Origin of the sequence: Kitasatospora sp. HPM-01-4 (genome assembly GCF_051374625.1) — a bacterium.
In the GTDB taxonomy this organism is placed as follows: domain Bacteria; phylum Actinomycetota; class Actinomycetes; order Streptomycetales; family Streptomycetaceae; genus Kitasatospora.
Map to the genome: position 1 here is coordinate 4,867,836 of NZ_JBPQGP010000005.1, position 24,145 is coordinate 4,891,980.

Consider the following 24,145-nt stretch of genomic DNA (forward strand, 5'->3'; position numbering starts at 1 on the left):
GTCGGTGGTCTTCTTGTTCAGTCGTTGTCGGTGGTGCGAACGCGGCCGAGTTCGCGGCCCCGCATGCGGTAGGACTCGCCTTTGAGGGAGTGGACCTCGGCGTGGTGGACGAGCCGGTCGATCATGGCGGCGGCGACGGTCTCGTCGCCGAAGACCTCTCCCCAACGTCCGAACGGCTTGTTCGAGGTGACGATCACGCTGGCCCTCTCGTAGCGGTTCGAGATCAGCTGGAAGAACAGGTTCGCGGCCTCGGCCTCGAACGGGATGTAGCCGACCTCATCGATCACGATCAGCGGGTAGCGGCCGAGTTTGACGAGTTCGTCCTGGAGTCGTCCGGCCTGGTGGGCGGCGGCCAGGCGGTCGACCCACTGGGCGGCGGTGGCGAACGCGACCCGGTGGCCTGCCTGGCAGGCCCGGATGGCGAGCCCGGTGGCCAGGTGGGTCTTGCCGGTGCCCGGCGGGCCGAGGAAGACGGCGTTCTCCTTGGCCGCTATGAAGTCCAATGTTGCCAGGTGGGCGAGTTGTTGGCGCGTCAGGCCGCGCAGATGGGTGCGGTCGAGTTCCTCGATGGTCTTGATCGCGGGGAAGCGGGCGGCGCGGATGCGGCCCTCGCCGCCGTGGGAGTCTCGGGCGGCCACCTCGCGCTGCAGGCAGGCGACCAGGAACTCCAGGTGGGTCCAGGACTCGGCCTGAGCGCGTTCGGCCAGGCGCTCGGCGGCGTCCAGCAGCGCGGGCGCCTTCATCACACGGGCATAGAAGGCCAGGTCGGCGGAGGTCTGCCGACCGGTTCGGGCCGCCTGGCCGTCGGGCCCGGGGGCTGTCGCGTCGGTCGTGGCGGCGGTGGTGGTGCGGGGCATCAGGTGTCCTCCTTTCCGGCTCCGCCCTCGATGAGGGTGAACATGCGGTCGTAGGTGGCCAGTTCGCGTTGCTCGACGTCGATGCCGAGGCCGTCGGGGTCCAGAAGGGTGGCGGCGCGGGCGGCTTGCGCTCGGGCTGCCTGCTGGTAGATGACCTCACCGCGCAGGGTCTGGGCCGCCGCGGCGTGCTCGGGGTCGGTGATCGACTGGTGTTTGGCCCAGCAGCGGGTGTGGCGGGCCACGATGTCGTTGCCGGCGATGACGGTGACCTGCTCGTTGTCGGCACGGACCATCACCGTCTTGCCGATAGCGCGGGGGTGGACGGAGTAGTCGTTGGTGTCCACGCGGATGTAGTGGTCGCGGCCGATGCGGGTGTGGAAGCGCCACCAATGCGGTGGGGAGACGGGCGGGATGGTGAGCATCGCGGCCCGGTCCGCCTCCCAGCGGTCCACCGGCCGGGCGTCGATCGAACGGTGCTGGCGCCGGTTGGCGATCTGCAGCCAGGCGGTCAGCTGGCGGTTGAAGTCGTCCGGGCCGGTGAAGGTGCGGCCGGGCAGGAAGCTGGTCTCCAGGTAGCCGTTGGCGCGCTCGACCAGGCCCTTCGCCTCCGGGTCGCGTGGCCGGCACAGATGGATCCTGACCGCGAGCAGGCCGGCGAACGCGGCGAACTCGCTGGTCAGTTTTCCTTTGCCGACACCCGGCTCGTTGTCCCAGACCAGCATTTTCGGGACAGCTCCCCAGCCGCCGGCGAGCAGGCGCCAGTGGCCGTCGATCAGGTCGCCGGTGTGCCTGGAGGGCAGCATCCGCGCGGTGATCACCCGCGAGTATCCGGACACGATCACCAGGACCGGGGGCCGGCCGCACTGGCCGTAGCCGAGCGGGATGTCCACCGGCGGGAACCACAGGTCGCACTGGGCGAGTTCGCCCGGCTGGTAGACCGTGCGGGAGACCGGATCGACGGGCAGGTAGGCCGGTCGCAGCTCGCGCACGCGTTCCTTGAGGATCGTCAGCCCGCGCTGCCAGCCGATCCGCTCGGCGATCACCGTGGCGGGCATCGTCGGGGTCTGCTTGAGCAACTCGCGGATGGCCGGCTCGACCGCGTCCACGGCCGATCCTTTCAGCGGGCGTTGGTAGACCGGCGGCCGGTCGGTGGCCAGGGCTCGCTTCACCGTGTTCTTCGAGATGCCCATGTGGCGGGCGATTGCCCGGATCGGCATCTCCTCGGCCCGGTGCAGTCGGCGGATCTCAGCCCAGTCCTCCACGGGAATCACCCTCTCCTCCTGACCCTCGATGGGGATCAGGATGATCAGACGATTACAAGAAGGGTCGGATTTGCTCCGGTGGGTCCCGATTCATCCGCCGTTCAGCGGTCACAATTGGCCCGTCGCTGAGAATGTCGGCGGCGACCAGCACGGCGCGCAGCGGTGACTACGACGGCGCGTCCGACATGATGCTGACTGCTGAGGAGGCAACGGCGCGGCTCGCCCGGATGTCTGCCCCTGCCGACGGTCGGATGGTGAGCGTCTTCAGTCGGTCTTCCGTGCGAATCGAGCGGGTACGCCTTGCTGTCCAGCATGCTCGCCCGGATGAGGCGCTGGTTCTGGCCCGGGGTATCCGGCTCAGCGCTGACACTCCGCCGTCGTGGCGCACGTGGCTGCTCCTGGACGTGGCGCGAGCGTACGCTGACATGGGCGACGCTGCCGGGGCCGTGGCAACCCTTGAGCGTCTTCAGCGGGTCGCTCCGGGCTGGATGCGGCATCACACGCTGGCCGTGGCGATCGTCTCCGATCTGTGGTCGGGTCCCGCAAGGCCTCCGGGCTTGCGGAGGCTGGCGCGGCTTCTGGGCGTCACGGATTAGCGTGCAGAAGTAGGACGTTCCGTCCCTGTTGGTGTTGCTCCCGTGACGGGAGCCTCTTCGTGTCGATACGGAGAGGAGCCGTGCCAGTGACGGAGCAGCGTAAACAGGTTCTCCCACCCAAGGGCTGGCGCCCCCTGGATGATTACGACCCGCAGTACTTCGAGAGGTTGCGGGGCAACGGCCGTGGCACGCCCAAGGATTGGGCGTTCTGCTCATGCGACAACAAGCGATGCCCGGACAGCGGGAAGGCCGACGGCAGTGCGATGGCCCCAATGCTCGGCCGCTCTGTTCCCCTCGCGGTGGTGGCCAGTTGTGACTGACGTTCCCAATCCCGAGGACGACCAGGAGCAGCCCCAGCAGCCCGTTGAGCGCCCGCTGGAGCCCGTGTCGGAGTCGGACACCATGCGCCAGCTTCGAGAGGCCGCAAGGGCAGCCACCGCCCGTTCCCTGCAAGAGTTCTACGTCGCGGAGGGGCTGCAATGGCCGTGAACCGCAACAGGCCACCGTTCGGCTGCTTCGACGCCCACCCACCCCGCGACGCGTACCGAACGGCAGAGCCGAAGCGGCCTGCCGACACAGCGGCGGGGGAGGGGCAATGAGCGGCGAAGTAGTCCTGAAGAAGCGCCGGTTCTTCAGATTCGTGGATTGGACTCTTCGGCGGGCCGACCAGGAACCCGACACACCTCGGACCACGCACCGCTTCGTGTGCCTCAGTGAGGACGAGGAAGGCACTCGGTGCGGTGCTGTGGGGCCGATCGAAGAGAACTTCGAGCAAGCGCAGGGGTGGCCCTTCAAGCACGTGAAGGACGAACCGGGCCACCGCACCTTCGGCCATGTGCCGGTGATCGCGTGGATCATCTCACCGAAGGAAGAACCCAGCTGAACACCGAAGTTCCCGACAGCGTAGGCGCGTTGGGGGATCTGTCGAAGTCACCTCCGTCCGCTCAGTGCGTGGAGTTGGCGGAGACCATCGGCAGGATCCTGAACCGAAGGCCGTGGATCGCTCCGCGCCCCGCCGGATGGCAGGTCTACTGCATATACGAGGGTGAACACATCACCGGCAAGACGCACTGGGATTTGTCGGTGGCCATCTGGCCCTACACCATCCCGGGTACCACCTGGCGGTGCTCGGAGCGGCAGCACGCTGTGAGGATCAGGATTTCTGTCCATGTTCCTGCGGTACCTGTGTACCGGCCGCACATGAGGCACCCGCGCCTGCTCCCTGGCCTGTAGGTGCACCAAGCCGCCCCGCCCATGCGTGCCCACCCCCCGTGGCGCATGGGCGGGGCTCTCCGTGTGCCCAGTATCTGGTGGATGGTCGCTGGCTGATGCCGCGTGAGCGTACCGGTCGGCTGGTCATCGGATGGGCCGCTCTACGGGGATGTCACGCTAGTATGCGCATCAGGCTTGATCGCATGGACGATGAGCGGTCCGTCGTTCACGCTGTGAAACCTCCGTAGGTCCGGTCGCAGACTTTCCAGTGTCCCGCACTCGGGGCAAAGCACGTGACCCGTGCCGCGGGCTCTCGTTGAGCCGGGCATGAAGACGCCGAAGCGGGTTCTCTCCGCCGTTGTCCTGTCCGGTGCCGCCCTCGCGGCCACTGCCACGCCCGCGCACGCCCTGGCCGGGCTCGGCGAGACCGGCGGGCCTTTCACCTACCTGGGGCTCGGGGCGGCCAGCCTGATCAGCGGCCAGGACGTCTCGCTGCCGGACACCAACAAGATCGTGCAGCAGGCCAAGGAGCAGCACGCCAAGGACCTGGCGGCCAAGGGGCAGCAGCAGCCGCAGCCGGGGCACTGAGACCGAGTGGCAACAGGGCCGCGGCGTAGCCTGCCGGCGGCCCTCGACCGGCCGCGGGTCCCGCGGCCGGTTCAGTCGTTGTCGTCCACCTCGGCGACGCCCGTGATGCGGTGCAGGGCGAAGGTGCGTACCTCGTCCGTGAGGTGGTCGTACGCGGTCACGAAGCCGCCCTCGACCTTGACCGGGTCGACGACGCGCTGGGAGGCCAGTCCCTCCGCGTTGATGTAGCCGATCCACATCCGCTCGCCGAGCAGGACGGCCGTCTGCAGGGCGGCGAGCGTGTCGGCGGCGGCGGTGCGGGGGAGCTGGCGCAGATCGGTGCGGGCCGGTCCGGTCTGCTGCGGTGTGGCGGCGGGACCGGCCACCGTCTCCTTGCGGACGGCGGTGGCCGCCCGGTCGCCCGCGCGCACCGCCTTGATCGCCGCGCCCAGCAGGACGTCGTCCGGGCGGGGCGGTCCGTCGGGGACCGGCGCCGGTGCGCTCCTCGGCGGGGTGCGGTGGCTGTCGGGGCGGGTGACCAGCACATCGCCCTCGGCGGACTCCGCGGCCGGCGCCAGGCCCATGCCGCGCAGCACCGAGAGCAGGGTCTCGGGCGGTGCCTGGGCGGCCAGCACGGTCGGCGCGAGCAGTCGCAGCCGCAGCTCGGCGGCCCGCCGGTCGGCGAGCACCTCGGCCAGCAGCGCGGTGTCGTCGCAGCGCAGGTACGAGGAGGCGGCGCCCACCCTCAGGACGCCGTGCCTGCGGGCGACGTCGTCGATCAGGTAGGTCAGCGGCTGCGGGACGCCGGTCCTGGAGTGCTGCCCCAGGAAGGCGTGCAGGTCGGAGGCGGTGCGTCCGGCGTCCAGCGCCCGCCGTACCGACTCGGTGGTGAAGCGGTAGACCGTGGCGCCGCCCTTGGACTCGACGTCCGCGCAGAGGGCCAGCGCCTGGGCGAGCGGAGTGAGCAGCGGTCCGGGGGCGATCGCGGTGAGGTCGGGCTGCAGGATCACATGGTCGAGCGGCTGCGGCAGCAGCGGGGCGAGGACCGGTACCGGGTCGCCGCCGTCCAGCAGGGGACGGGCCACCGCGGCGAGCGCGCCGCGGCCGGTGAGGCCGAGCAGTTCGGCCTCCTCCAGGGTGAACTCCACCAGGTGGTCGCGGAGTTCGCGGTTGTCCTGCTGCAGCGGGCCGCCGCGCAGCGGGCGCTGCCAGCGCAGTGCGGGCAGCAGCGCGTCGGCGTCGGCGGTGCCGCCGGGGGGCAGCGTGGCCAGCAGGGTGAGCGTGGCGCGGCGGACCGACGGGGCGAGGGTGCGGTCCAGTTCGGGGCCGAGTACGGCCCGGGCCTTGCCCCTGCCGTCGGGGGTGCCGGCGAGCCGGCCCACCCGGGTCGCGGCGAGCCAGCCGCGGGCGAGCAGCGCCCAGCGTTCGGCGACGGGCTGCTGCAGCCAGGTGTCGTACGCCGGGGTGGGCGCCCAGCGCTCGTCCGCCTCGCCGTCCGGGGCCAGCAGCCCTGCGGCGTAGGCGAGTTCGAGCCAGAAGGCGGCGGTGGGCTCGGGGCACTCCAGGGTGAGCGCGGCCCGCTTGAGGTCGCGTACGCCGAGTCCGCCGGCGCGCAGGCCCGCGGGCGGTTGCAGGCCCCAGGCGTCCAGCAGCTCCTCGACGGTGCGGACGGCGGTGTACGCCTGCCCGGCGGCGGCGCCGTCCACAGCCTGTGGATCGCGCTCAGGGCCCGGCACCGGCACGGGCGCGGCCGGCTCGACCGTACGGTGGCTGCGGCCGCCGCGCAGGTGCAGTGCCAGCTCGCGGGGGAGCCCCACCGAACCGGGACCGGACGGCAGCAGCAGCCCGCGCGCCAGCAGCCACTCGACCGGGCTGCGGGCCTCCTCGGCGGTCACCTGGCGGGCGGCGTCCGGGACGGTGCCGGTGGGCGGGCCCCAGACCAGCTTCTCCAGCAGCACCAGCGCCGCTTCCGGGGCCGTGGCGAGCAGCGCGGCACAGCGCTTGCGGTCGGCGAGCAGCCCGGTGAGTGCGGCCACGGCGGTGACCGGGTCCGGGGTCGGCGGCAGTCCGGCGCCGGCCAGCAGCTGCTGGAGCCGGGCCGGGGACATCCCGATCGTCGCCTCGGCGAGGGTGGGCCCCAGGCCGGTGCGGCCCGGGTTGTTCGCGCTGGGCACGAGCGCCTCGCGGACGGCGATCACCAGTCGCAGCGCGGAGTCCGGGCCCCAGAGCAGGGCCTGGCTGCGCAGGGTGGCCAGCGCGGCGGGCAGGGCGGCGGTGACCGCGGCACGGTCGGCCGCCGTCGCCTGGGGGTGCGGCCTGACCCGGGCCGGGCCGGCCAGCAGATTGCGGACGGTGGCCTCGGAACTGCCGTCGGGGGCGGCTGCCAGGGCCTCGGCGACCTGCAGGGTGAACCGGTCCAGGCGCTCCAGCGCGCGCAGTGCGGAGGCCCGGCTGGAGAGCCGGGCGGCCAGCTGCGTGAGGTCGCTCGGCACCGGGTTCAGCAGGTCGGGGCGGGCCCGCAGCAGCTCGGCCAGCGCCTCGTCGCTGCGGGCGCGGAGCTCCTCGGCGAGCGTACGGGGTGCGGCGGCGGTCCGGCCGGGGCGCGGGGCGCGCTGCGATGCGGTCATCCGAATCAGCTTAGTCTGCACCTCTTGGAGCGCGTCCCCGAGTGGACGCGCGGACCCGGTCGGCGAGCCGCAACGCGCCCCCGGGGCACGGGCAGTGGCGGGACTCCGGGCACACCGCGGGCGGGCGGCGACCCGCCGGGGGCGCGCGGGAAGGCGCGCACGGCCGCGGCGGGCTTCTCGCGTACCTCGGGGCGCCGCACCTCGTCGCCGGCACCGCAGCCGCCCCGCAGGGCTCCCCGCGCCCGCCGGGAGACACCGGCCGTTGCCGGTTCCGGCGCTCCCGCGGCGGGTGGGCTCCTCGGGCTTCTCACGGTGCGGGGCTCGCGTGGGTACTCGGGGAGTGGGTACCGTCGGCGGTCGGCGGCACGGCTACACGAGGCAGGGTGGCGGGGCGATGGCGGACGGGCGCGAGGGTGGCCGTGCGGGCGGCGAGTGGTGGCGGGTGGACGGGCCGTGGCGGGTCCTCGGTCAGTCGGATCCGCAGCGCGGGGGCTCCGCGCCCGAGTCGGAGAGCGTGTACGCGCCCGAGGTGCCGGAGCAGCCCCCGGCCCCGGCTTCCGTACCGCTGACCAAGCCCGCCGCGGCGGCGGGCACGCCCCCGGAGGGCGAGTCGGTTTCGCGCCCCAGGCGGATCGTCTCGGGCCCCGGGCTGAGCGCGGCCGACTTCCCCGGCTGGGACAGTGTCACCTTCGACTTCGGCAGCGCCGAGCCCCCGGCCGCGCCGGCCGTCCCCGACCAGCGCAAGGAGGCGGACTCCGGCGGTACCGAGTCCGCCCCCGACGGCACCCCTTCCGCCGCCCCCGCCGGTCAACCGCCGCGCGCCGCGGCCTTCCTGGCCGGCCGCCGCCCGTCAGCGCTGCTGCTGATCGCCGCGATCCTCCTGCTCGCTGGAGCGGCGACCGGGCAGATCCTGGTCATGCTGATCGGCTGGGCGGCCGCGTACCTCTCCGCCAGACTGGGCGATCTCACCAAGAAGTTCGCGGTCTTCGGCATCCCGCTGATCACCATGACCGCCTACACGGTCTGGATCTGGGGCCGGGCGAAGGGCCGTTGGGGCTCCCCGGTCGCGCCGGAGCAGCTCAACCACGAGGCCTGGGCGTCCGCGCCGAGCGTGCTGCGCCTGGCGGCGGTCCTCTCGGCGCTCTTCCTGCTGGCCCTCAACCTCCGCCGCGACCGGAAGGGTTGACCGGCCGCCGGTCACCCGCCGAGGAAGCGCTGGAGTTCGGCGAGCACGAGGTTGGCGCCGGTGTAGCCGATGCCCTCGAACCAGAGCTGGTCGTCCACCGGGAAGGCCCTGTGCGCCTTGACCGCGCCCAGCGCCTGCCAGCCGCCGCTCGCGAGTACGGCCGCGGTCCCGGCCTTCGCCGGATCGCCGTACGTGGAGTAGAGCAGCAGGTCGCCGTCGGCCTTGGCGATCTGGTCCGGCGGTACCTCGACGTCGAACTGGTCGACGTTCTGCGGATCGGGCCGCCCGAGGCCGAGGTCGGCGAGCAGCGTGCCGATGAAGTTCTGCCTGCCGTACAGCCGTACGTTGGGCGAGCCCTCGACGAAGCGGACGATACTGACCCGCTTCCCGGCGGAGCCCGCCTCGGCGATGGCCTGCGAGGCCTGGGCGACGTGCCGGCCGTACGCGGCGACGACCGCGGCGGCCTGCTCCTGGCGGCCGAGCGCCTGGGCGTGCAGCTGGAAGTCGGCCTTCCAGGGGTAGCCGGTGGTCTGGGTGAGCACGGTGGGCGCGATCCGGCTCAGGGTGTCGTAGTGGGCGCCGTCGCGGGTCTGGTTGCCGAGGATCAGCTGGGGGGTGAGCGCGGCGATCCTGGCGGGGTCGGGGTTGCCGACGGTGCCGACGGAGGCGATCTTCGTGAGCCAGGAGGCGGGCCAGTAGCCGGGCAGGCCGCGGTCGGCGGGGGCGCGGGCGGCGCCGACGGGGCTGATGCCCAGGGTGATCGCCGAGTCGAGCTCGGCGGTGTCCAGGGTGACCACCCGGACCGGCGAGCCGGGGACCACCACCGTGCCGGTGGCGGCGGTGACGGTGGTGCTGGGCATCGGACGCGGACTCGGCGGCCCGGTCTCGGGGAGGGTGGGCGACTGGCCGGACGGCAGCCCGGGCGAGGCGCTCCTGTGCGCCGGACCGCCGGACGGGGAGGTGCACCCGGCGAGCGCCTCCGAACCGAGCGCGGCCAGCCCGAGCAGGGCGCTGCGGCGGGAGAGCTGACGCGGCATCGGACGCTCCTCGCGGGCTGTGGTCGCGGACGTGCGGCCCCGGCGGATGATCGCGAAGGCCGCCCGCCCAGTATGTCCGAATTGCCGTACTGTCCGGGCCTCGGCGCCGCGGGCGCGCCCGGGAGCCGCCGCACCGGGGCCGGTGGAGCCTCCCGGTCGCCCGAGCGGCCCGGGGTGCGGCGGCGGCCCGCATACCCTGGTCCCCATGGTTCTCACCGTCGGCTTCGACCTGGACATGACCCTGCTCGACACCCGGCCCGGCATCAAGGCGGCCTACCGGGCCCTCTCCGACGCCACCGGCACCTGGATCGACAGCGACCTGGCGGTCACCCGGCTGGGACCGCCGCTCGAACGCGAGCTGGCGAACTGGTTCCCGGCCGAGCACGTGGCCGAGATGGTGATCCGCTACCGGGCGCTCTATCCCGAGTACGCGGTGCCCGGCACCCTGGTGCTGCCCGGTGCCCGCGAGTCGTTCGACGCGGTCCGCGCCCGGGGCGGCCGGGTCGCCGTGATCACCGGGAAGTACGAGCCGAACGCCCGGCTCCAGCTGGACCACGTCGGCCTCGACCCGGACATCGTGGTCGGCGACACCTGGGCCGAGGGCAAGGGCGACGCCCTGCGGGAACACGGCGCGGCCGTGTACGTGGGCGACCACCTCGGCGACATCCGGGGCGCACGGGCCGCCGACGCGGTCGCGATCGGCGTGGCCACCGGGCCGTACGGCCGGGCGGAACTGCACGAGGCGGGCGCGGACGTGGTGCTCGCCGACCTGACGGAGTTCCCGGCCTGGCTCGCGTCCTACCGGTAAGCCCTCCGCTGGGCCGTGGGCCGGGGCACCGCCCCGGGGGCGGGTCGGCGGCGCGACCCGTGCGCGCCCCCGGACCCGCCGTACGGCTAGGCCGCGGCGCGGCGGCGCTGGGCGCGGGCCGAGCGGAGCAGCCCGCAGAGCGCGAGCAGGAAGCCGGCCGGCATCAGCATGCAGACCCAGTACGCGATGCTCGGGAACCGCGGCAGGTCGAAGAAGAGCGGGACGAAGGTCACGATGGTGGCGATCGATCCGACGAGGAAGACGATCGAGCCGGCCCGGACCAGCCCGTCGCCGGGGCTCTTGGTGCTGCTCATGCCCGTTCCTCCAGCTGGGTCCGGCTCTGACGCCCGCGTCGACGCGGTACCGACGGTCCAGTGTCGCAGACCCCATACACCCCCGCCGATCGGCGGGGGTAGGCTCACCCCTGGCGCTCAGGTCTCCCAGGGAACTCTCAGGCACCCTAGGAGGATGTCGGTCTTCCGACGGGAGTCTCCCCGGGCGAAGGCCGGTGCCGTGAAGGCAACGGTGAAGCATGGCCGGCGGTGGAGCAGGGCCAACGGGTGGAGCAGGGGCGTAACTAGGCATGGGTCTGACCAGTCACAAGGTGCTGGCGCTGTCCGCGCTGATCTCGATTCTGATGGTCGCCGGCACGGTCTGGGTGTGGCCCCGGCTCGCCAAGCGCTCCGTGTCGGCGGTCTTCGGCCGGCTCGGCACCATCCTGGGCACGCAGCTCGCGGTGATGTGCACGCTCGGCCTGGTCGCCAACAACTACTTCGCCTTCTACAGCAGTTGGGCCGACCTGCTGGGCACCGGCAAGGACGGCCCGGTGACCATCCAGAACGCGCTCGGCAAGGACCGCCCCGCCGTCCAGCAGATCTCCAGCGAGAACGTGCGCGGCGCCAACACCGTCGGCCGTGACCCGGCGGTGGTCGGCAAGCTGGAGAAGATCCGCATCCCGGGTGCCAGCACCGGCCTGTCCACCGACGGCTACGTCTACTTGCCGCCGCAGTACTTCCAGGCGGACTTCAAGGACAAGAAGTTCCCGGCGGCGATCGCGATCACCGGCTTCCCCGGCGACGCCAAGAACCTGATCACCAAGCTGAACTACCCCTCCACCGAGCTGCAGCTCATCAAGGAGGGCAAGACCAACCCGACCATCCTGATCATGATGCGGCCGTCCCCGGCGATGCCGCGCGACACCGAGTGCGAGGACATCCCGGACAGCACGCAGTCCGAGACCTACTTCGCCAAGGACGTCCCGCAGGCCATCCGCGACTCCTACCGGGTCGCCGACGGCCCCGGCGGCTTCGGGGTGATCGGCAACTCCACCGGCGGCTACTGCGCGCTCAAGCTGGCGATGAAGCACCCGGACGTGTTCGCCGCCGCCGTCTCGCTCTCCGGCTACTACAAGGCCGCCGAGGACGCCACCACCGGTGACCTGTTCGCCGGCAGCCAGGACCGCCGCAACCAGGCCAACCTGGGCTGGCGGCTGGCCAACCTGCCCAAGCCGAAGGTCTCGCTGCTGGTCGGCGGGCCCAAGGAGGGCGACGGGAAGTACTACGCGGACACCAAGAAGTTCATCAAGGCGGCCAAGGGCAGCGAGACCAAGGTCGCCTCGATCACCCTGGACACCGGCGGCCACAACTTCAACACCTGGAACCGGATGCTCCCCGCCTCGCTGGGCTGGCTGGGAGAGCACCTCACCGCCCCCACCGCGGCCCCGGGCGGCAACGCCGCCTGAGTCCTCCGGCCCCCGGCGCTCCTCCGACGTCCGGACGCCCCGTCACTGCATGCAGTTCCCCGGGAACTGGGAGTTTTGGAAGCCCGTTGACCAGGGTATGCAGCCAACGCACGGGGCCGTCCGGACGTCCCGCTTTCCCGATGGGGGTGTGAGCCATGGACAGCGCTATGCCGCGCCCCGGCAGCACCAGGCCCGGGGTGGCGGCCGGGGCCTCAGCGGCGCACGCACCATCCGCGCACGGATCCCCGGAGCAGGGCCCCAAGCGAGTGTCCGGCCCACGGTGAGCGGTTGAACCGCTGACGGATCATTAGTCTGCAGACCGAGTCCGGCCCTTCCGTCCATGCGGTCGGCTCGCCATCCACCCGGCGGTCCGCGGCCCTCGTGCCGAGATCGCCCCGCACCCACACCGAGGACTTTTCGAGATGCCCACCGGCCAGGTCAAGTGGTTCAACGAGACGAAGGGGTTCGGCTTCCTGTCGCGCGATGACGGCGGGGACGTCTTCGTCCACACCAAGGCGCTGCCCGCCGGGGTCACCTCGCTCCGGCCCGGTCAGCGGGTCGAGTTCGGTGTCGTCGCCGGCCACCGGGGCGACCAGGCGATGGCCGTCACCCTGCTGGAGGCGCTGCCTTCGGTGGCCGCCGCCCAGCGCCGCAGCGCGGACGACATGGCGCCGATCGTGCAGGACCTGATCACCACGCTGGACGCGGTCCTGCCCGGGCTGCAGCGAGGCCGCTACCCCGCGAAGCCCGCGGGGCAGAAGCTCGCGGTGCTGCTGCGGGCGGTCGCCGACCAGTTCGACATCTGACGTCCGGGCACCGGGCGCGCGGAGCCGGCCACGCGGGCTGGACGCGGCCCGGCGAGCGGGCGAAGGCGCGGGGAACCGCACGGGAGACCGACCGCGAAGCCGCGCGGTCTCCCGTGCGGTTTCCCGTGCCCGGGGTGCCGCCCGCCGGGGCGTCTCAGAAGTCGAGCGCGCCCGGGTCGACCGCGGGTACCAGCCCCTCGGCGGCGGCCCGGGTGAGCAGGCCGCGCACGGCCGCGTAGCCGGCCTCGCCGAGGTCGGCGGTGAACTCGTTGACGTAGAGCGCGATGTGCTGGTCCGCGACGTCCGGGTCCATCTCCTGGGCGTGCGCCAGCACGTACCGGCGGGAGGCCGACGGGTCCTGCCAGGCCAGTTCGACCGAGGTGCGGACGGCTGCGGCGAGCTCGCGCAGCCGCTCGGCGCCGAGCGAGCGCCGGGCGATGATCGCGCCCAGCGGGATCGGCAGACCGGTGTCCTGCTCCCAGGCCTCGCCCATGTCGGCCAGCTTGTGCAGGCCGTACTGCTGGTAGGTGAACCGGGCCTCGTGGATCACCAGACCGGCGTCCACCCGCCCGTCCCGGACGGCGGGCATGATCTCGTGGAACGGCAGCACCACGATCTCCCCGAACCCGCCCGGCACCGCCTTGGCGGCCCAGAGCCGGAACAGCAGGTATGCCGTGGAGCGCTCGCTCGGCACCGCGACCCGGCGGCCGGTCAGGTCCGTCCCGGGCTCCCGGGTGAGCACCAGCGGGCCGCAGCCCCGGCCCAGCGCGCCGCCGCAGGGCAGCAGCGCGTACTCGTCCAGCACCCAGGGCAGCTGGCCGTAGCTGATCTTCAGAACGTCCAGCTCCCCGCGCTCGGCGAGGCCGTTGGTGATGTCGATGTCCGCGAAGGTCACTTCGGGGGCCGCCGCGCCCGGGACCAGGCCGTGGGCCCAGGCGTGGAAGACGAAGGTGTCGTTCGGGCAGGGGGAGTAGGCGATTTGCAGCGGCTCAGCCATGTCCGGCCTCCTGGAGCAGTTCAGGGTACGGAAGGTGGGCGAAGGCCCGTTCCAGCGCGCCGAGCGCCTCGCCGATGCGCCAGGCGGAGCGGTCGCGCGGGCCGACGGTGTTGGAGACGGTCCGCAGCTCGAACACCGGCACCCCGTGCCGGGCGGCGGCCTCGGCGACCCCGAACCCCTCCATCGCCTCGGCCAGCGCGCGCGGATGGCGGGCGGTCAGCTCGGCGGTCCGCTCGGCGCTGCCGGTGACGGTGGAGACGGTCAGTACGGTGCCGCGGGCGGCGCCCAGGGCCTCGGCGGCGCAGCGGACGGCGGCCGGTACCGGGGTGTGGCGGACGCTGCCGAAGCCCAGCTCGGCGACGTCCAGGAAACCCTCGGGGGTCTGCGCGCCCAGGTCGGCGGCGAGGATCTCGTCGGCGACCACCACGGATCCGATCGGCGCGTGCGGGGCGAAACCGCCCGCGATCCCGGCCGAGACCACCAGTTCGTAGCGGTGCAGCCAGGGCAGGCTCGCGGTGGCGGCGGCCACCGCCGCCGGGCCGACGCCGCCTGCCAGGACGTCCACCGGCACACCGCAGGCGTGCCGGGCGCGGTGCAGCTCACCGCCGGGGACGGGGACCGGCACGGCGCTGCCGCCGAGCCCGCGCAGCACGGCCTCGGCCTCGGCGGGAACGGCGACGACGACGAGCAGCCGGGCGGCCTGGGCCGCGGGCTGCTCGCCGTCGAGCGGACGCCGTGTCACTGCGCGGTGGGGACGAAGTCCTTGTTCTTGAGGTCGAAGAACCAGGCGGCGATGATGTCGCCGGTCTTCGCGTCGTTCTCGACCACGGTGACCCGGGTGTTCGCGGAGCTGGTGGAGAGCAGCGTGGAGGCGGGCTGCAGACCGGAGAAGGTCGAGCCGGTGCGCAGCGAGGCGAGCTGGGCCTGGCCCTGGCCGCCGTCGGTCGCGGCCCACCAGCCGGTGTCGGCGACGCCGGGGTCGACACCGACGCCGATCCGGTCGCCGTTCGTCACGTCGGACGAGGGCAGGGTGCCCTCGTCACCGGCCTTCTTGGCGTCGGCCTGGCACTTGGCGATGGCGTCCTTGTTCAGCGGCTTGCCGTCGTTGTAGCAGGTCGGCCCGGCGTGGATGGAGGACCGGCCGACCACCAGGGTGGCCAGCGGGTGCTCGGGCTGACCCTGGTTGCTGGCGTATGCGACGGAACCGACGACCGTGCCGGCGCCGATCACGACAACGGCGCCGACGGCGGCGATGACACGGGTGCTGAGGCTCATGGGCATGAATCTACCGGGCAGCGCCGATCAAGGTGCGCGCGGGTGGCCAAGTCTCCTCCGCCCGTGTCACGTGGAGCCGCTCGGCACCCGGGAACCTTCCGGGCGCGCGGGGAGCGCCGGGCGCCTAGGCGACCCGGGGCCGGGCCGCCGGCCCGCGGAGGCCGATCCTGAGCAGGGCCCGTACGGTCCACAGGAGCATCAGGCCGACCAGCCCGGCGGCCACCGAGAGACCGAGCGCGCCGTCCAGCGGCAGCAGGATGCCGATCGCGCCGCCCGCCACCCAGGACAGCTGGAGCATCGTCTCGGAGCGGGCGAAGGCCGAGGTCCTGACCGTCTCGGGGACGTCCCGCTGGATCAGGGCGTCCAGGGCCAGCTTGCCGAGCGAGGCGGCCACCCCGGCCGCGCCCGCCACCAGCGCGACCGTGACGAGTCCGTACCAGAGCGCCGCCGCCCCCGCCGCCAGCGTGGCCAGCAGCAGCATGACCGTCACGGTGGCCTCCGAACCCCTGGTGCGCAGCCAGGAGCCGAGCGCCGAGCCGAGCGCGTTCCCGGTGCCGGCCGCGGCCGCGATGATGCCGAGGCTCACCGTCGGCGCGAGGTCGCCCACCGGGTCCTCGCGCAGCAGGAAGGCCAGGAACATCACCAGGAAGCCGACCAGCGCGCGCAGGGTCGCCACCGCGCGCAGGGCGAGGATCACCGACGGGCCGACGGTGCGCAGGCTCGCCTTCTCCGGGAGCACGGTGACCCCGTCCGGCGGCGCCGGGTACTGGTCGTCGGCGTGCAGGACGGCGCGCTGCTCGCCCTGGGCGGAGTCCACCTCGTGCGGCAGGTGGAAGGCCATCAGGGTGCCGATGACGAAAACCAGGAGGGCGCCGCGCAGCGGCCAGCCGGGCCCGAGCAGGTGCAGCAGCCCGCCGATCCCCGCCGCCAGCCCGGTGGCCAGCAGCCCGGCCAGGGTCACCCGGGAGTTCGCCTTCACCAGGGACAGCCGGGTCGGCAGCAGCCGGGGCACCACCACGCTGCGCACCACTCCGTACGCCTTGGAGGCCACCAGTACGCCGAGGGCCTCCGGATAGAGCGCGAGGCCGCCGTCGGCGACCGTACCGGCCATGGTCCAGGCCAGCACCGCGCGGACCAGCATCGACATCGCCATCGCGGTGCGGCGGCCGTGCGGCATCCGGTCCAGCAGCGGGCCGATCACCGGGGCCAGCAGGGCGAACGGCGCCATGGTGACCAGCAGGTAGAGCGCCACCCGGCCGCGGGCCTCGCCGGTGGGGACCGAGAAGAAGATGGTCGAGGCCAGCGCGATGGTGATCAGCATGTCGCCGAAGGAGTTCAGCGCGTGCAGTTCGATCAGTTTCGCCAGGCCCGACTCGCCGGCGCCCTCGGCGGCCGTCGCCCGGCGGATCCGCCGGCCGGTGCCGTGCACCAGCCGGCCGGTGCGCAGGCCGGCCGCGGAGGCGCAGCGGATCAGCAGGTTGCGGTGTCCGCCGGGCGGCGTGAAGGGTTCGTGCTCGGCGGTGGAGGGCTCGGGCGTGGGCGTCGCGGCCGCCGAGGGCGGGTCGGATCCGCCCTCCGACTGCGGCGCGGCGCCGTCCGGGGGGACCGGGTACTGCGGTCGCGGCACGTCGGCCGGATCCGGATCCGGGCCCGGGGTGCCGCCGGCCTGCTGGTCGTGCGGTACGTGCCGCGACGGGGTCTCGTCCGCCACGTACGTCATCCTGCCCGACAAACCCTCGCCGTACGAGGGAACCGGCGCCGATCGGCGCGGCTCCGTCAGGACCTCGGCACCGGACTGTCGGAGGGGGCCGGACGGCGGGTAGCCTGCACTTCGCGTGTGCGCTACCCGGTGGGCGGCGCGGCCGGTCCCCGCGAGGGCGCCGGGTCGCGCAGAATAGGAGCACGGTACCAGCGGGACCGGAACCCGTGGCACGGTCCGGTGGAGGTTCTCGGAGCCTTCTCCCGGGAGCATCTCCCGGAGAGCTCCTCGAGTCCCACCGCGGTGGGTGACCGCGCGGAGCGGGCGCCGGAACGCTGGCAAGGGACCGACGGCACCGGACCGCCGGTCATGGACCGCAGGCAACAGAACTGGGAGAGAATCGACGCCGTGAGTGCTGCGATGCGAAGCCGTACCCCCGACCGGCTCTGTGCCGAGGCCGTCGAACTCGCCCGCCAGGCCGCCGTCGACAGCGTCGGGGCCGAGATCGTGGGCGCCCACCTCGGCGTCCAGGCGGACGGTGACCGGGTGGTGACCCACACCTTCGAGTGTCTGGACGCCGCCTACCGCGGCTGGCACTGTGCGGTCACCGTGGCCCGCGCACCGCGAGCCAAGAACGTCACCCTGGACGAGGTCGTGCTGCTGCCCGGCGAGGACGCGGTGCTGGCTCCGCAGTGGGTGCCGTGGAGCGAGCGGCTGCGTCCCGGTGACCTCGGGCCCGGGGACCTGCTGCCGACCGGCGCCGACGACCTGCGCCTGGAGCCGGGCTGGACCGGCGAGGACGAGCCGGCCCCGAACTCCGCCGTCGCGCTGGCGGCCGAGGAGGACGTGGTGGTCGCCGACGCCGGCGTCCAGCCCGCGCCCGCCCGCGCCCAGATCAGCGCCGTCGCGGACGAGCTCGGCATGGGCCGGCCCCGGGTGCTCTCCCGGTTCGGACTGCACCTGGCCGCCGAGCGCTGGGAGACCGCCTACGGTCCGCAGACGCCGATGGCGCAGTCCGCGCCGGCACACTGCACCAGCTGCGGGTTCCTGGTGCCGATCGGCGGGTCGCTCGGGCAGGCCTTCGGGATCTGCGGCAATGAGTTCGGTCCGGCGGACGGACAGGTGGTCTCGCTCTCCTACGGGTGCGGCGGGCACTCGGAGGCGGCGGTGCTGCCGGCTCCGCCGGTGCCTTCGGAGCTGATCCTGGACGAGCTGAAGGTCGAGCCGCTCCAGCTGCACCCCGACCGCTCCAGCGGCTCGGTCGAGCCGGACGCCCCGGCCGAGGAGCTGGGCCACTCCTGACGGGGAGAAGCCCCGGGGGCGCCGCCGGAAGAAGCCGCGGCACCCTCGGGGGCGGTGCGCCTTGCCCGAGGACGTCCGGCGCGGCGGTGGGATCTTCCGGTTCGCGCGGTTCCCCGCGCCCTGGGGGGCATCACCACTCCCGTGCCCGGGGCCGTCCGCCGTGCCGCCTCCGGGGCCGTCCGCCGTGCCCGAAGCGCCTCGTCCGCCCCCTGGTCGGTGGCACCGGGTCGGGCGAGGGAGAATGCCCACCGTACGCAGGGCAGGGTGCAGACGGCGGAAGGCGGCAAGGCCAGTGGAGCCTCGGATCATCGGCAGCGGTACGGACGAGCAGGCCCCCGACGTCTTCGACACGGCCGGGCTGCGCCGCCGGGTCCTTGAGGCGTGGACCGCAGCACCCGCCCGGTTCCGGGAGGACGCCAACGCGGAGGAGGAGCTGGCCCTCGGGGGCTACCGTGACCGGCTGATCGTGGAGCTGGCGCAGAACGCCGCCGACGCCGCCGCACGGGCCGGTTCCGCCCCCGGGCGGCTGCGGCTGACCCTGCACGACGGTGTGCTGGCCGCGGCCAACACGGGCGCCCCGCTGGACGCCACCGCCGTGGAGTCGCTCTCCACCCTGCGGGCCTCGGCGAAGCGGGCCGATGACGGTACCGCCGTGGGCCGGTTCGGCGTCGGCTTCTCCGCCGTGCTGGCGGTCACCGACGAGCCCGCCGTGCTGAGCGCCCACGGCGGCGTGCGCTGGTCGCTGTCCGAGGCGCACGCGCTCACCGAGGCACGGGGAGAGCTGGCCGAGGAGCTGCGCCGCCGGGAGGGCCATGTGCCGCTGCTGCGGCTGCCGTTCCCCGCCGAGGGCGCCGCGCCCGACGGGTACGACACGGTGGTGGTGCTGCCGCTGCGGGACACCGCCGCCGAGGACCTGACCCGCCGGCTGCTCGCCGAGATCGACGACGCCCTGCTGCTCACCCTGCCCGGCCTGGCCGAGGTGGTGGTCGACACCCCGGACGGGATCCGCACGCTCACCCGGGCCGCCGCACCGCAGCGGCCGGACGGCATCACCACCGTCACCATCACCGACAACGGCGCCGAGACCGTCTGGCAGACCGTCACCCTCGCCGGTGCCACCGCCCCCGAGCTGCTGGCCGACCGGCCCACCGAGGAACGCGCCCGCCCGTACTGGACGGTGACCTGGGCGCTCCCGGTCGACGCGGACGGCGCTCCGCAGCCGCTGCGCACCCTGCCCGTGGTGCACGCGCCCACCCCGAGCGACGAACCGCTGGGCGTCCCGGCCCTGCTGATCGCCGGATACCCGCTCGACCCGACCCGGCGGCATGTCGCGTCCGGGCCGCTCACCGACTTCCTGACCGAGCGCGCCGCCGACGCGTACACCGATCTGCTGCGGGCCAGGGGCGCCGATCTCGGTTCGCTCTCGCTGGTGCCGGGCCCGCTGGGGCAGGGGACGCTGGACAACGCGCTGCGCGCGGCGGTCGTCGGCCGGCTGCCCGGGACACCGTTCCTGCCGCACCCGGCGCCGGTGGAGGAGGGCACCCCGGCACTCCGGCCGCGCGATGCGACGCTGCTGGAGGGCGCGGACCACTCGGTGGTGGAGGCGCTCGCCCCGATCTTCCCCGGACTGCTCCCGGCCGGGCTCGAACGCCGCACCGAGCTGCGGGTGCTCGGGGTGCGCCGGGTGCCGCTGGCCGAGGTGGTCGACCAGCTCGGCGGCCTGGAGCGGGAGCCCGCCTGGTGGCGCAACCTGTACGCGGCGCTGGCCGGGGCGGACCCGGAGGCGCTGGGCGCACTGCCGGTCCCGCTCGCCGACGGCCGTACCGTGACCGGGCCGCGCCGGGTCCTGCTGCCCTCCGACGCCGCCGACTGGGCCGGCTACGAGGGCTACCCGGGCACCCTCGCCGAGGCCCTCGGACTGCTCGATCTGCGGCTGGCCCACCCCGAGGCCGCCCACCCGCTGCTGGCCAGGCTCGGCGCCGGCACCGCGACCCCCGCCGGGGTGCTGGACACCCCCGAGGTGCGGGCGGCCGTGGCCCGTTCGCTGGAGCTCGGCGAGGACGACTTCGACGCCGCGGTCGATCTCTCCGACGCCGTGCTGGCGCTGGTCAAGGCCGCCGGGGCCGCCCCCGGAGAGCACCCCTGGCTGGCCCGGCTCGCCCTGGTGGACGACGAGGGCGAGCTCGCCCGCGCCGGCGAGCTGATCCTGCCGGACAGCCCGCTCGCCGCGCTCGCCCGCGAGGAGGACGCCGGGTACGTGGACGAGGACCTGCTGGAGCGCTGGGGGCCCGAAGTCCTGGCCGCGGCAGGCGCGTTGAGTGACTTCGTACTGGTCCGCGCCGAGGACGTGGTGCTCGACCCGGACGACCTGGAGCGGCTCGACCCCACCGTGCCCGCCGACCGGGCCGCCGGCGGCCGTCCCACCGGGCTGCTGGACGAGGCCCCCGACGGCCTCGCCGAGTGGTGCGAGGACGCCCTGGAGGCCCTGCACGCCGACGGCGAGGCGGAGCCCAGTGTGCCGCCGGTCGCCGCCGAGCTGCTGGCCGTGCGCGACCTGGACCTGATCGACGACGACGCCTGGCCCGAGGCGCTGGCCCTGCTGGCCCGTCCGCCGTACCGGGACGCCGTGGTCAATCCGGTGCGGACCCTGCTGCCGGACGGCTCGTACACCGACCTGCCGCCGTACACCGCCTGGTGGCTGCGCGACCACCCGGTGCTGGACGGCCGGGAGCCCGCCGGGCTGCGCGCGGCCGGGGCCGACCCGCTGCTGCGCGGCCTCTACGAGGAGGCCCGCACCGGCCTGGACGAGCCCTTCCTGCACGCGCTGGGCGTCCGTACCACGCTGGCCGCGCTGCTCGCCGAGCCGCACGGCCCGGACGAGCTGCTGGACCGCCTGGTCGACCCGGCGTCGACCGTCTCGCACCGTCAACTGCACGGCGTCTACAGTGCGTTGGCCGCGCTGCCGGTCGACCGGGTGGAGCCGCTGGACATGGTGCGGGCCGTCCCGCCGCTGGACGCGGACACCGGGCGCCGCCCCGACGGCACGGTCATCGTGGACGCCGCCGAGGCGGTCGTCGCCGACGCCCCCGACCTGGTCGAACTCCTGCATGACCACCCGGTGCTGCCGGTCGCTCCCGAGCGGGCCGCCGGCCTCGCCGAGCGCCTGCACGTCTCGCTCGCCAGCGAGCTCGCGGGCGGCCGGGTGCTCTCCGAGGGCACGCTGCACCGGACCCCCGCCGTGGTGCGGGAGTTGCTGCCCGGCTGCCCCGCGGTGTACGAGGAGCACGAGGAACTGCTGGTGGTCGGCCCGGACGGCGAGGAGGCCGCGATCGGCTGGCGCTGGGACCACGCCGCCACCGCGCCCGAGCTTCCGTACGACCCCGAGGACACCGAAGCGGCCGACGAGGACGAGGAGTTCGAGGTGCCGCCGGTGCCCGGTCTGCTGCACGCGGCCACCCCCGAGGGCCTGGCGGCCGGTCTCGCCTGGTCGGTCGGCCAGTGGCACCGGCGGTTCGAGATCCTGGCCGCGCTCACCGAACCCGACCGGGCCTACGAGTTGCTGGCCGCCCGGGACTTCGAGTCCTGAGCCCCGCGCCGGGCTCGGAGCCTGCGGTAGATCAGTACCGTGGTCCCGAGCCCGGCACAGCCGGCCGGGCCGTGTCCGATCAGCCGCCGTCAGGGGTCCGGCGGACGACGAAGCGCCAGACGATCTCCAGCAGGATCCCCGCGACCACCGCGATGCCCACTCCGACCAGGGGGTCGCGCAGGCCCACCAGGGAGAGCTGGAAGAAGTCCGACAGGAACGGCACCCACAGGACCAGGGCGAAGGCCGCGCCCATGGTGCCGATCAGGGTCAGACGCCACCAGTTGTAGGGCCGGGCCACCATCGCGAGCACCCACATCGCCACCAGGAAGAGGGTCAGGGTGGCCACACTGGTGTCGGCCTTCAGATCGGTGGCGTGGTCGGCCCGGGCGAGCATGTAGGCCGTGAAGGTGGCCGTACCGGCGATCAGGCCGCCGGGGACGGCGAGCCGCAGCACCCGCCGGACGAACCCGGTCCTGGCCCGTTCGCTGTTGGGGGCGAGCGCCAGGAAGAAGGCCGGGATGCCGATGGTCAGCGAGCTCAGCACGGTCGAGTGCCGGGGCAGGAACGGGTACGGCACGTGGCAGATCACCACCAGGACGGCCAGCAGCACCGAGTAGACCGTCTTCACCAGGAAGAGGTTGGCCACCCGCTCGATGTTGCCGATCACCCGGCGGCCCTCGGCGACCACCGAGGGCAGGGTGGCGAAGCGGTCGTCGAGCAGCACGATCTGGGCCACCGCCCGGGTCGCCTCGCTGCCCGAGCCCATGGCCACGCCGATGTCGGCGTCCTTGAGGGCGAGCACGTCGTTGACGCCGTCGCCGGTCATCGCCACGGTGCGGCCGCTCGACTGGAGCGCGCCGACCAGCTCGCGCTTCTGCTGCGGGGTGACCCGGCCGAAGACGGTGGTCCGGTCGGCGACCTCGGCCAGCTCGGTGGACACGCTCGGCAGCGTACGGGCGTCCACCGCGCGCTCGGCGCCGGGCAGGCCCAGGTGGGAGGCGACCGCGCCGACCGAGACCGCGCTGTCGCCGGAGATCACCTTCGCCTCGACCCGCTGGCTCTCGAAGTACCGCAGGGTGGCCGCCGCGTCATCGCGCAGCCGCTGCTGCAGCACCACCAGGGCGAGCGGATCCAGCTCGCTCGCCGGGTCCGGCGCGTCCAGCGGGAGCGGTGAGCGGCCGACCAGCAGCACCCGCAGGCCCTTGGCGCCCAGCTCGTCCACCTCGCCGAGGGCCGGGTGGTCCTCGGGCAGCAGCACGTCCGGCGCGCCGAGCAGCCAGCTGGCCTCGCCGCCCTGCGGCTCCAGGAACTGCACCCCGCTCCACTTGCGGGCGGAGGAGAACGGCATGGCCTCCAGCACCCGCCAGCCGTCCTCGCCGTCCGGGCCGCCGTAGGCGTCGATCACGGCCTGCATGGAGGGGTTGGGACGGGCGTCCGCGCGGCCCATCGCGCCGAGCGCCTGCCGCAGCACCGACACCTCGGCGGGGACCGGCCGGGCGGGCGGTGCGGCCGGGGCGAGCGGGCGCAGCTCGACCACGTCCATCCCGCCCTCGGTGAGGGTGCCGGTCTTGTCCAGGCAGACGGTGTCCACCCGGGCCAGGCCCTCGATCGCCGGCAGTTCCTGGACCAGGCACTTCTGCCGCCCCAGCCGCACCACACCGATCGCGAAGGCAACCGAGGTCAGCAGCACCAGGCCCTCCGGCACCATCGGCACGATGCCGGCCACCATCCGGCGGACGGCCTCCTTCCAGTCGTGCCGCTCCACCGCCAGCTGGCTGACCACCAGGCCGATCGCCGCCGGGATCAGCAGATAGGTGATGAACCGCAGGATGCTGTTGATGCCGCTGCGCAGTTCGGAGCTGACCAGCGTGAACCGGGTGGCCTCCTCGGCCAGCTGCGCCGCGTACGCCTGACGGCCGACCTTGGTGGCGGTGAAGGCGCCCGCCCCGGCGACCACGAAGCTGCCGGACATCACCGGGTCGCCCGGGTGCTTGAGTACGGGGTCGGGTTCACCGGTGAGCAGGGACTCGTCGATCTCCAGCCCGTCCGCCTCGGTGACCAGGCCGTCCACGACCACCTTGTCGCCGGTGCCGAGGAGCACGGTGTCGTCCAGCACGATCCCGGCCACCGCGACCTGCCGGACGGAGCCCTCCCGGCGGACCTGCGGCCTGGCCTCGCCGATCACCGCCAGGCTGTCCAGGGTCTTCTTGGCCCGCAGCTCCTGGATGATGCCGATGCCCGTGTTGGCGACGATCACCAGGCCGAACAGCCCGTCCTGGATCGGTCCGACCACCAGGATGATCGCGAACATGACGCCGATGATCGCGTTGAACCGGGTGAAGACGTTGGCCCGGACGATCTCGCGGACCGAGCGGCTGGAGCGGACCGGTACGTCGTTCACCTGGCCCCGCGCGACTCGTTCGGCGACCTCCGCCTCGGTCAGGCCGCTCGGGCGGCCCGGTCCCGGTCCCGAGTGGGCGCCCGGATTCGCCGAATCCCGGCCGGTGCCCGCTGTCTCTTCCGCCGGATGAGTCATGGGACCGACTCTAGACGGGTGATTTGTCCTATGCGCCCCCCTGTGGGGCGA

At 73.7% G+C, this 24,145-nt stretch carries 20 protein-coding genes and 1 pseudogene; 11 read left to right on the plus strand and 10 right to left on the minus strand.

Features of this window, described 5'->3' with window-relative positions; translation table 11 throughout:
• Nucleotides 1-17: 17 nt before the first annotated feature.
• Both istB and istA read right to left on the minus strand, forming a co-directional pair.
• Complete coding sequence (istB, locus tag ACSMTC_RS21195; protein ID WP_436558408.1) at nucleotides 18-857, minus strand: IS21-like element helper ATPase IstB; 840 nt, start codon at nucleotides 855-857, stop codon at nucleotides 18-20.
• Nucleotides 857-2,128 carry an IS21 family transposase gene (gene istA, locus ACSMTC_RS21200; protein ID WP_436558407.1) on the minus strand — a complete coding sequence of 424 codons (1,272 nt, stop codon included), beginning with the start codon at nucleotides 2,126-2,128 and terminating at the stop codon, nucleotides 857-859. The genes istB and istA overlap by 1 nt, the downstream gene beginning before the upstream one ends.
• Nucleotides 2,129-2,244: 116 nt before the next feature.
• On the opposite strand from istA, the pseudogene ACSMTC_RS21205 reads away from it, so the two are divergent.
• The 5 genes and pseudogenes from ACSMTC_RS21205 to ACSMTC_RS21225 all read left to right on the plus strand — a co-directional run.
• A pseudogene (locus ACSMTC_RS21205) lies at nucleotides 2,245-2,715 on the plus strand (transcriptional regulator); the annotation flags it as partial.
• 86 nt (nucleotides 2,716-2,801) lie between these two features.
• Entirely contained in the window at nucleotides 2,802-3,035 is a 234-nt protein-coding gene (locus ACSMTC_RS21210; RefSeq protein WP_436561282.1) for a hypothetical protein, read from the plus strand.
• Nucleotides 3,028-3,204 (plus strand): hypothetical protein, encoded by a 177-nt coding sequence (locus tag ACSMTC_RS21215; RefSeq protein ID WP_436561283.1) that lies wholly within the window; start codon nucleotides 3,028-3,030, stop codon nucleotides 3,202-3,204. The genes ACSMTC_RS21210 and ACSMTC_RS21215 overlap by 8 nt, the downstream gene beginning before the upstream one ends.
• Nucleotides 3,205-3,310: 106 nt before the next feature.
• Entirely contained in the window at nucleotides 3,311-3,598 is a 288-nt protein-coding gene (locus ACSMTC_RS21220) for a DUF7848 domain-containing protein (protein ID WP_436561284.1), read from the plus strand.
• Nucleotides 3,599-4,254: 656 nt separating this feature from the next.
• Complete coding sequence (locus ACSMTC_RS21225) at nucleotides 4,255-4,515, plus strand: hypothetical protein (protein ID WP_436561285.1); 261 nt, start codon at nucleotides 4,255-4,257, stop codon at nucleotides 4,513-4,515.
• 71 nt (nucleotides 4,516-4,586) lie between these two features.
• Here the strand turns inward: ACSMTC_RS21225 and ACSMTC_RS21230 are convergent, their stop codons facing one another.
• On the minus strand, nucleotides 4,587-7,121 hold the full coding sequence (locus ACSMTC_RS21230; protein WP_436561286.1) for a helicase-associated domain-containing protein: 2,535 nt from the start codon (nucleotides 7,119-7,121) through the stop codon (nucleotides 4,587-4,589).
• A gap of 394 nt (nucleotides 7,122-7,515) precedes the next feature.
• On the opposite strand from ACSMTC_RS21230, the gene ACSMTC_RS21235 reads away from it, so the two are divergent.
• Nucleotides 7,516-8,307: a hypothetical protein gene (locus ACSMTC_RS21235; RefSeq protein ID WP_436561287.1), complete on the plus strand. Its 792-nt coding sequence runs from the start codon at nucleotides 7,516-7,518 to the stop codon at nucleotides 8,305-8,307.
• A gap of 11 nt (nucleotides 8,308-8,318) precedes the next feature.
• Here the strand turns inward: ACSMTC_RS21235 and ACSMTC_RS21240 are convergent, their stop codons facing one another.
• Nucleotides 8,319-9,344: an ABC transporter substrate-binding protein gene (locus tag ACSMTC_RS21240; protein WP_436561288.1), complete on the minus strand. Its 1,026-nt coding sequence runs from the start codon at nucleotides 9,342-9,344 to the stop codon at nucleotides 8,319-8,321.
• 205 nt (nucleotides 9,345-9,549) lie between these two features.
• Between ACSMTC_RS21240 and ACSMTC_RS21245 the strand changes: the two genes are divergently transcribed.
• Nucleotides 9,550-10,152 (plus strand): HAD family hydrolase, encoded by a 603-nt coding sequence (locus ACSMTC_RS21245; protein WP_436561289.1) that lies wholly within the window; start codon nucleotides 9,550-9,552, stop codon nucleotides 10,150-10,152.
• An 86-nt stretch (nucleotides 10,153-10,238) separates the two neighbouring features.
• Here ACSMTC_RS21245 and ACSMTC_RS21250 read toward each other — a convergent pair whose 3' ends face one another.
• Nucleotides 10,239-10,466 (minus strand): hypothetical protein, encoded by a 228-nt coding sequence (locus tag ACSMTC_RS21250; RefSeq protein WP_436561290.1) that lies wholly within the window; start codon nucleotides 10,464-10,466, stop codon nucleotides 10,239-10,241.
• Between the two features lie 269 nt (nucleotides 10,467-10,735).
• On the opposite strand from ACSMTC_RS21250, the gene ACSMTC_RS21255 reads away from it, so the two are divergent.
• On the plus strand, nucleotides 10,736-11,893 hold the full coding sequence (locus tag ACSMTC_RS21255) for an alpha/beta hydrolase (RefSeq protein WP_436561291.1): 1,158 nt from the start codon (nucleotides 10,736-10,738) through the stop codon (nucleotides 11,891-11,893).
• Nucleotides 11,894-12,315: 422 nt separating this feature from the next.
• Entirely contained in the window at nucleotides 12,316-12,699 is a 384-nt protein-coding gene (locus ACSMTC_RS21260; protein WP_436561292.1) for a cold-shock protein, read from the plus strand.
• A 154-nt stretch (nucleotides 12,700-12,853) separates the two neighbouring features.
• Here the strand turns inward: ACSMTC_RS21260 and ACSMTC_RS21265 are convergent, their stop codons facing one another.
• The 4 genes from ACSMTC_RS21265 to ACSMTC_RS21280 form a co-directional block, all read right to left on the minus strand.
• Nucleotides 12,854-13,696: a 1,4-dihydroxy-6-naphtoate synthase gene (locus ACSMTC_RS21265; RefSeq protein WP_436561293.1), complete on the minus strand. Its 843-nt coding sequence runs from the start codon at nucleotides 13,694-13,696 to the stop codon at nucleotides 12,854-12,856.
• On the minus strand, nucleotides 13,689-14,438 hold the full coding sequence (locus tag ACSMTC_RS21270; RefSeq protein ID WP_436561294.1) for a futalosine hydrolase: 750 nt from the start codon (nucleotides 14,436-14,438) through the stop codon (nucleotides 13,689-13,691). The genes ACSMTC_RS21265 and ACSMTC_RS21270 overlap by 8 nt, the downstream gene beginning before the upstream one ends.
• A complete protein-coding gene (locus ACSMTC_RS21275; protein ID WP_436561295.1) occupies nucleotides 14,435-14,971 on the minus strand; it encodes a hypothetical protein in 537 nt (178 codons plus the stop codon). Before ACSMTC_RS21275 ends, ACSMTC_RS21270 begins: the two co-directional genes overlap by 4 nt.
• A 124-nt stretch (nucleotides 14,972-15,095) precedes the next feature.
• A complete protein-coding gene (locus ACSMTC_RS21280) occupies nucleotides 15,096-16,418 on the minus strand; it encodes an MFS transporter (protein ID WP_436564755.1) in 1,323 nt (440 codons plus the stop codon).
• A gap of 672 nt (nucleotides 16,419-17,090) precedes the next feature.
• Between ACSMTC_RS21280 and ACSMTC_RS21285 the strand changes: the two genes are divergently transcribed.
• Together ACSMTC_RS21285 and ACSMTC_RS21290 are read left to right on the plus strand one after the other, a co-directional pair.
• Nucleotides 17,091-17,972, plus strand: a complete 882-nt coding sequence (locus tag ACSMTC_RS21285; protein WP_436564756.1) for a DUF3027 domain-containing protein — start codon at nucleotides 17,091-17,093, stop codon at nucleotides 17,970-17,972.
• A gap of 292 nt (nucleotides 17,973-18,264) precedes the next feature.
• Nucleotides 18,265-21,558 (plus strand): sacsin N-terminal ATP-binding-like domain-containing protein, encoded by a 3,294-nt coding sequence (locus ACSMTC_RS21290; RefSeq protein ID WP_436561296.1) that lies wholly within the window; start codon nucleotides 18,265-18,267, stop codon nucleotides 21,556-21,558.
• A gap of 79 nt (nucleotides 21,559-21,637) precedes the next feature.
• Here ACSMTC_RS21290 and ACSMTC_RS21295 read toward each other — a convergent pair whose 3' ends face one another.
• Nucleotides 21,638-24,094, minus strand: coding sequence for an HAD-IC family P-type ATPase (locus ACSMTC_RS21295; protein WP_436561297.1), 2,457 nt, complete (start codon nucleotides 24,092-24,094; stop codon nucleotides 21,638-21,640).
• Nucleotides 24,095-24,145: the final 51 nt, after the last annotated feature.

Coding starts and splice junctions, on each gene's coding strand:
- ACSMTC_RS21295 (WP_436561297.1), bottom strand. CDS start 24,094: ATGACTCATCCGGCGGAAGAGACAGCGGGCACCGGCCGGGATTCGGCG.
- ACSMTC_RS21230 (WP_436561286.1), bottom strand. CDS start 7,121: ATGACCGCATCGCAGCGCGCCCCGCGCCCCGGCCGGACCGCCGCCGCA.
- ACSMTC_RS21285 (WP_436564756.1), top strand. CDS start 17,091: ATGCGAAGCCGTACCCCCGACCGGCTCTGTGCCGAGGCCGTCGAACTC.
- ACSMTC_RS21265 (WP_436561293.1), bottom strand. CDS start 13,696: ATGGCTGAGCCGCTGCAAATCGCCTACTCCCCCTGCCCGAACGACACC.
- ACSMTC_RS21275 (WP_436561295.1), bottom strand. CDS start 14,971: ATGAGCCTCAGCACCCGTGTCATCGCCGCCGTCGGCGCCGTTGTCGTG.
- ACSMTC_RS21245 (WP_436561289.1), top strand. CDS start 9,550: ATGGTTCTCACCGTCGGCTTCGACCTGGACATGACCCTGCTCGACACC.
- istB (WP_436558408.1), bottom strand. CDS start 857: ATGCCCCGCACCACCACCGCCGCCACGACCGACGCGACAGCCCCCGGG.
- ACSMTC_RS21250 (WP_436561290.1), bottom strand. CDS start 10,466: ATGAGCAGCACCAAGAGCCCCGGCGACGGGCTGGTCCGGGCCGGCTCG.
- ACSMTC_RS21255 (WP_436561291.1), top strand. CDS start 10,736: ATGGGTCTGACCAGTCACAAGGTGCTGGCGCTGTCCGCGCTGATCTCG.
- ACSMTC_RS21225 (WP_436561285.1), top strand. CDS start 4,255: ATGAAGACGCCGAAGCGGGTTCTCTCCGCCGTTGTCCTGTCCGGTGCC.
- ACSMTC_RS21240 (WP_436561288.1), bottom strand. CDS start 9,344: ATGCCGCGTCAGCTCTCCCGCCGCAGCGCCCTGCTCGGGCTGGCCGCG.
- ACSMTC_RS21235 (WP_436561287.1), top strand. CDS start 7,516: ATGGCGGACGGGCGCGAGGGTGGCCGTGCGGGCGGCGAGTGGTGGCGG.
- ACSMTC_RS21260 (WP_436561292.1), top strand. CDS start 12,316: ATGCCCACCGGCCAGGTCAAGTGGTTCAACGAGACGAAGGGGTTCGGC.
- ACSMTC_RS21220 (WP_436561284.1), top strand. CDS start 3,311: ATGAGCGGCGAAGTAGTCCTGAAGAAGCGCCGGTTCTTCAGATTCGTG.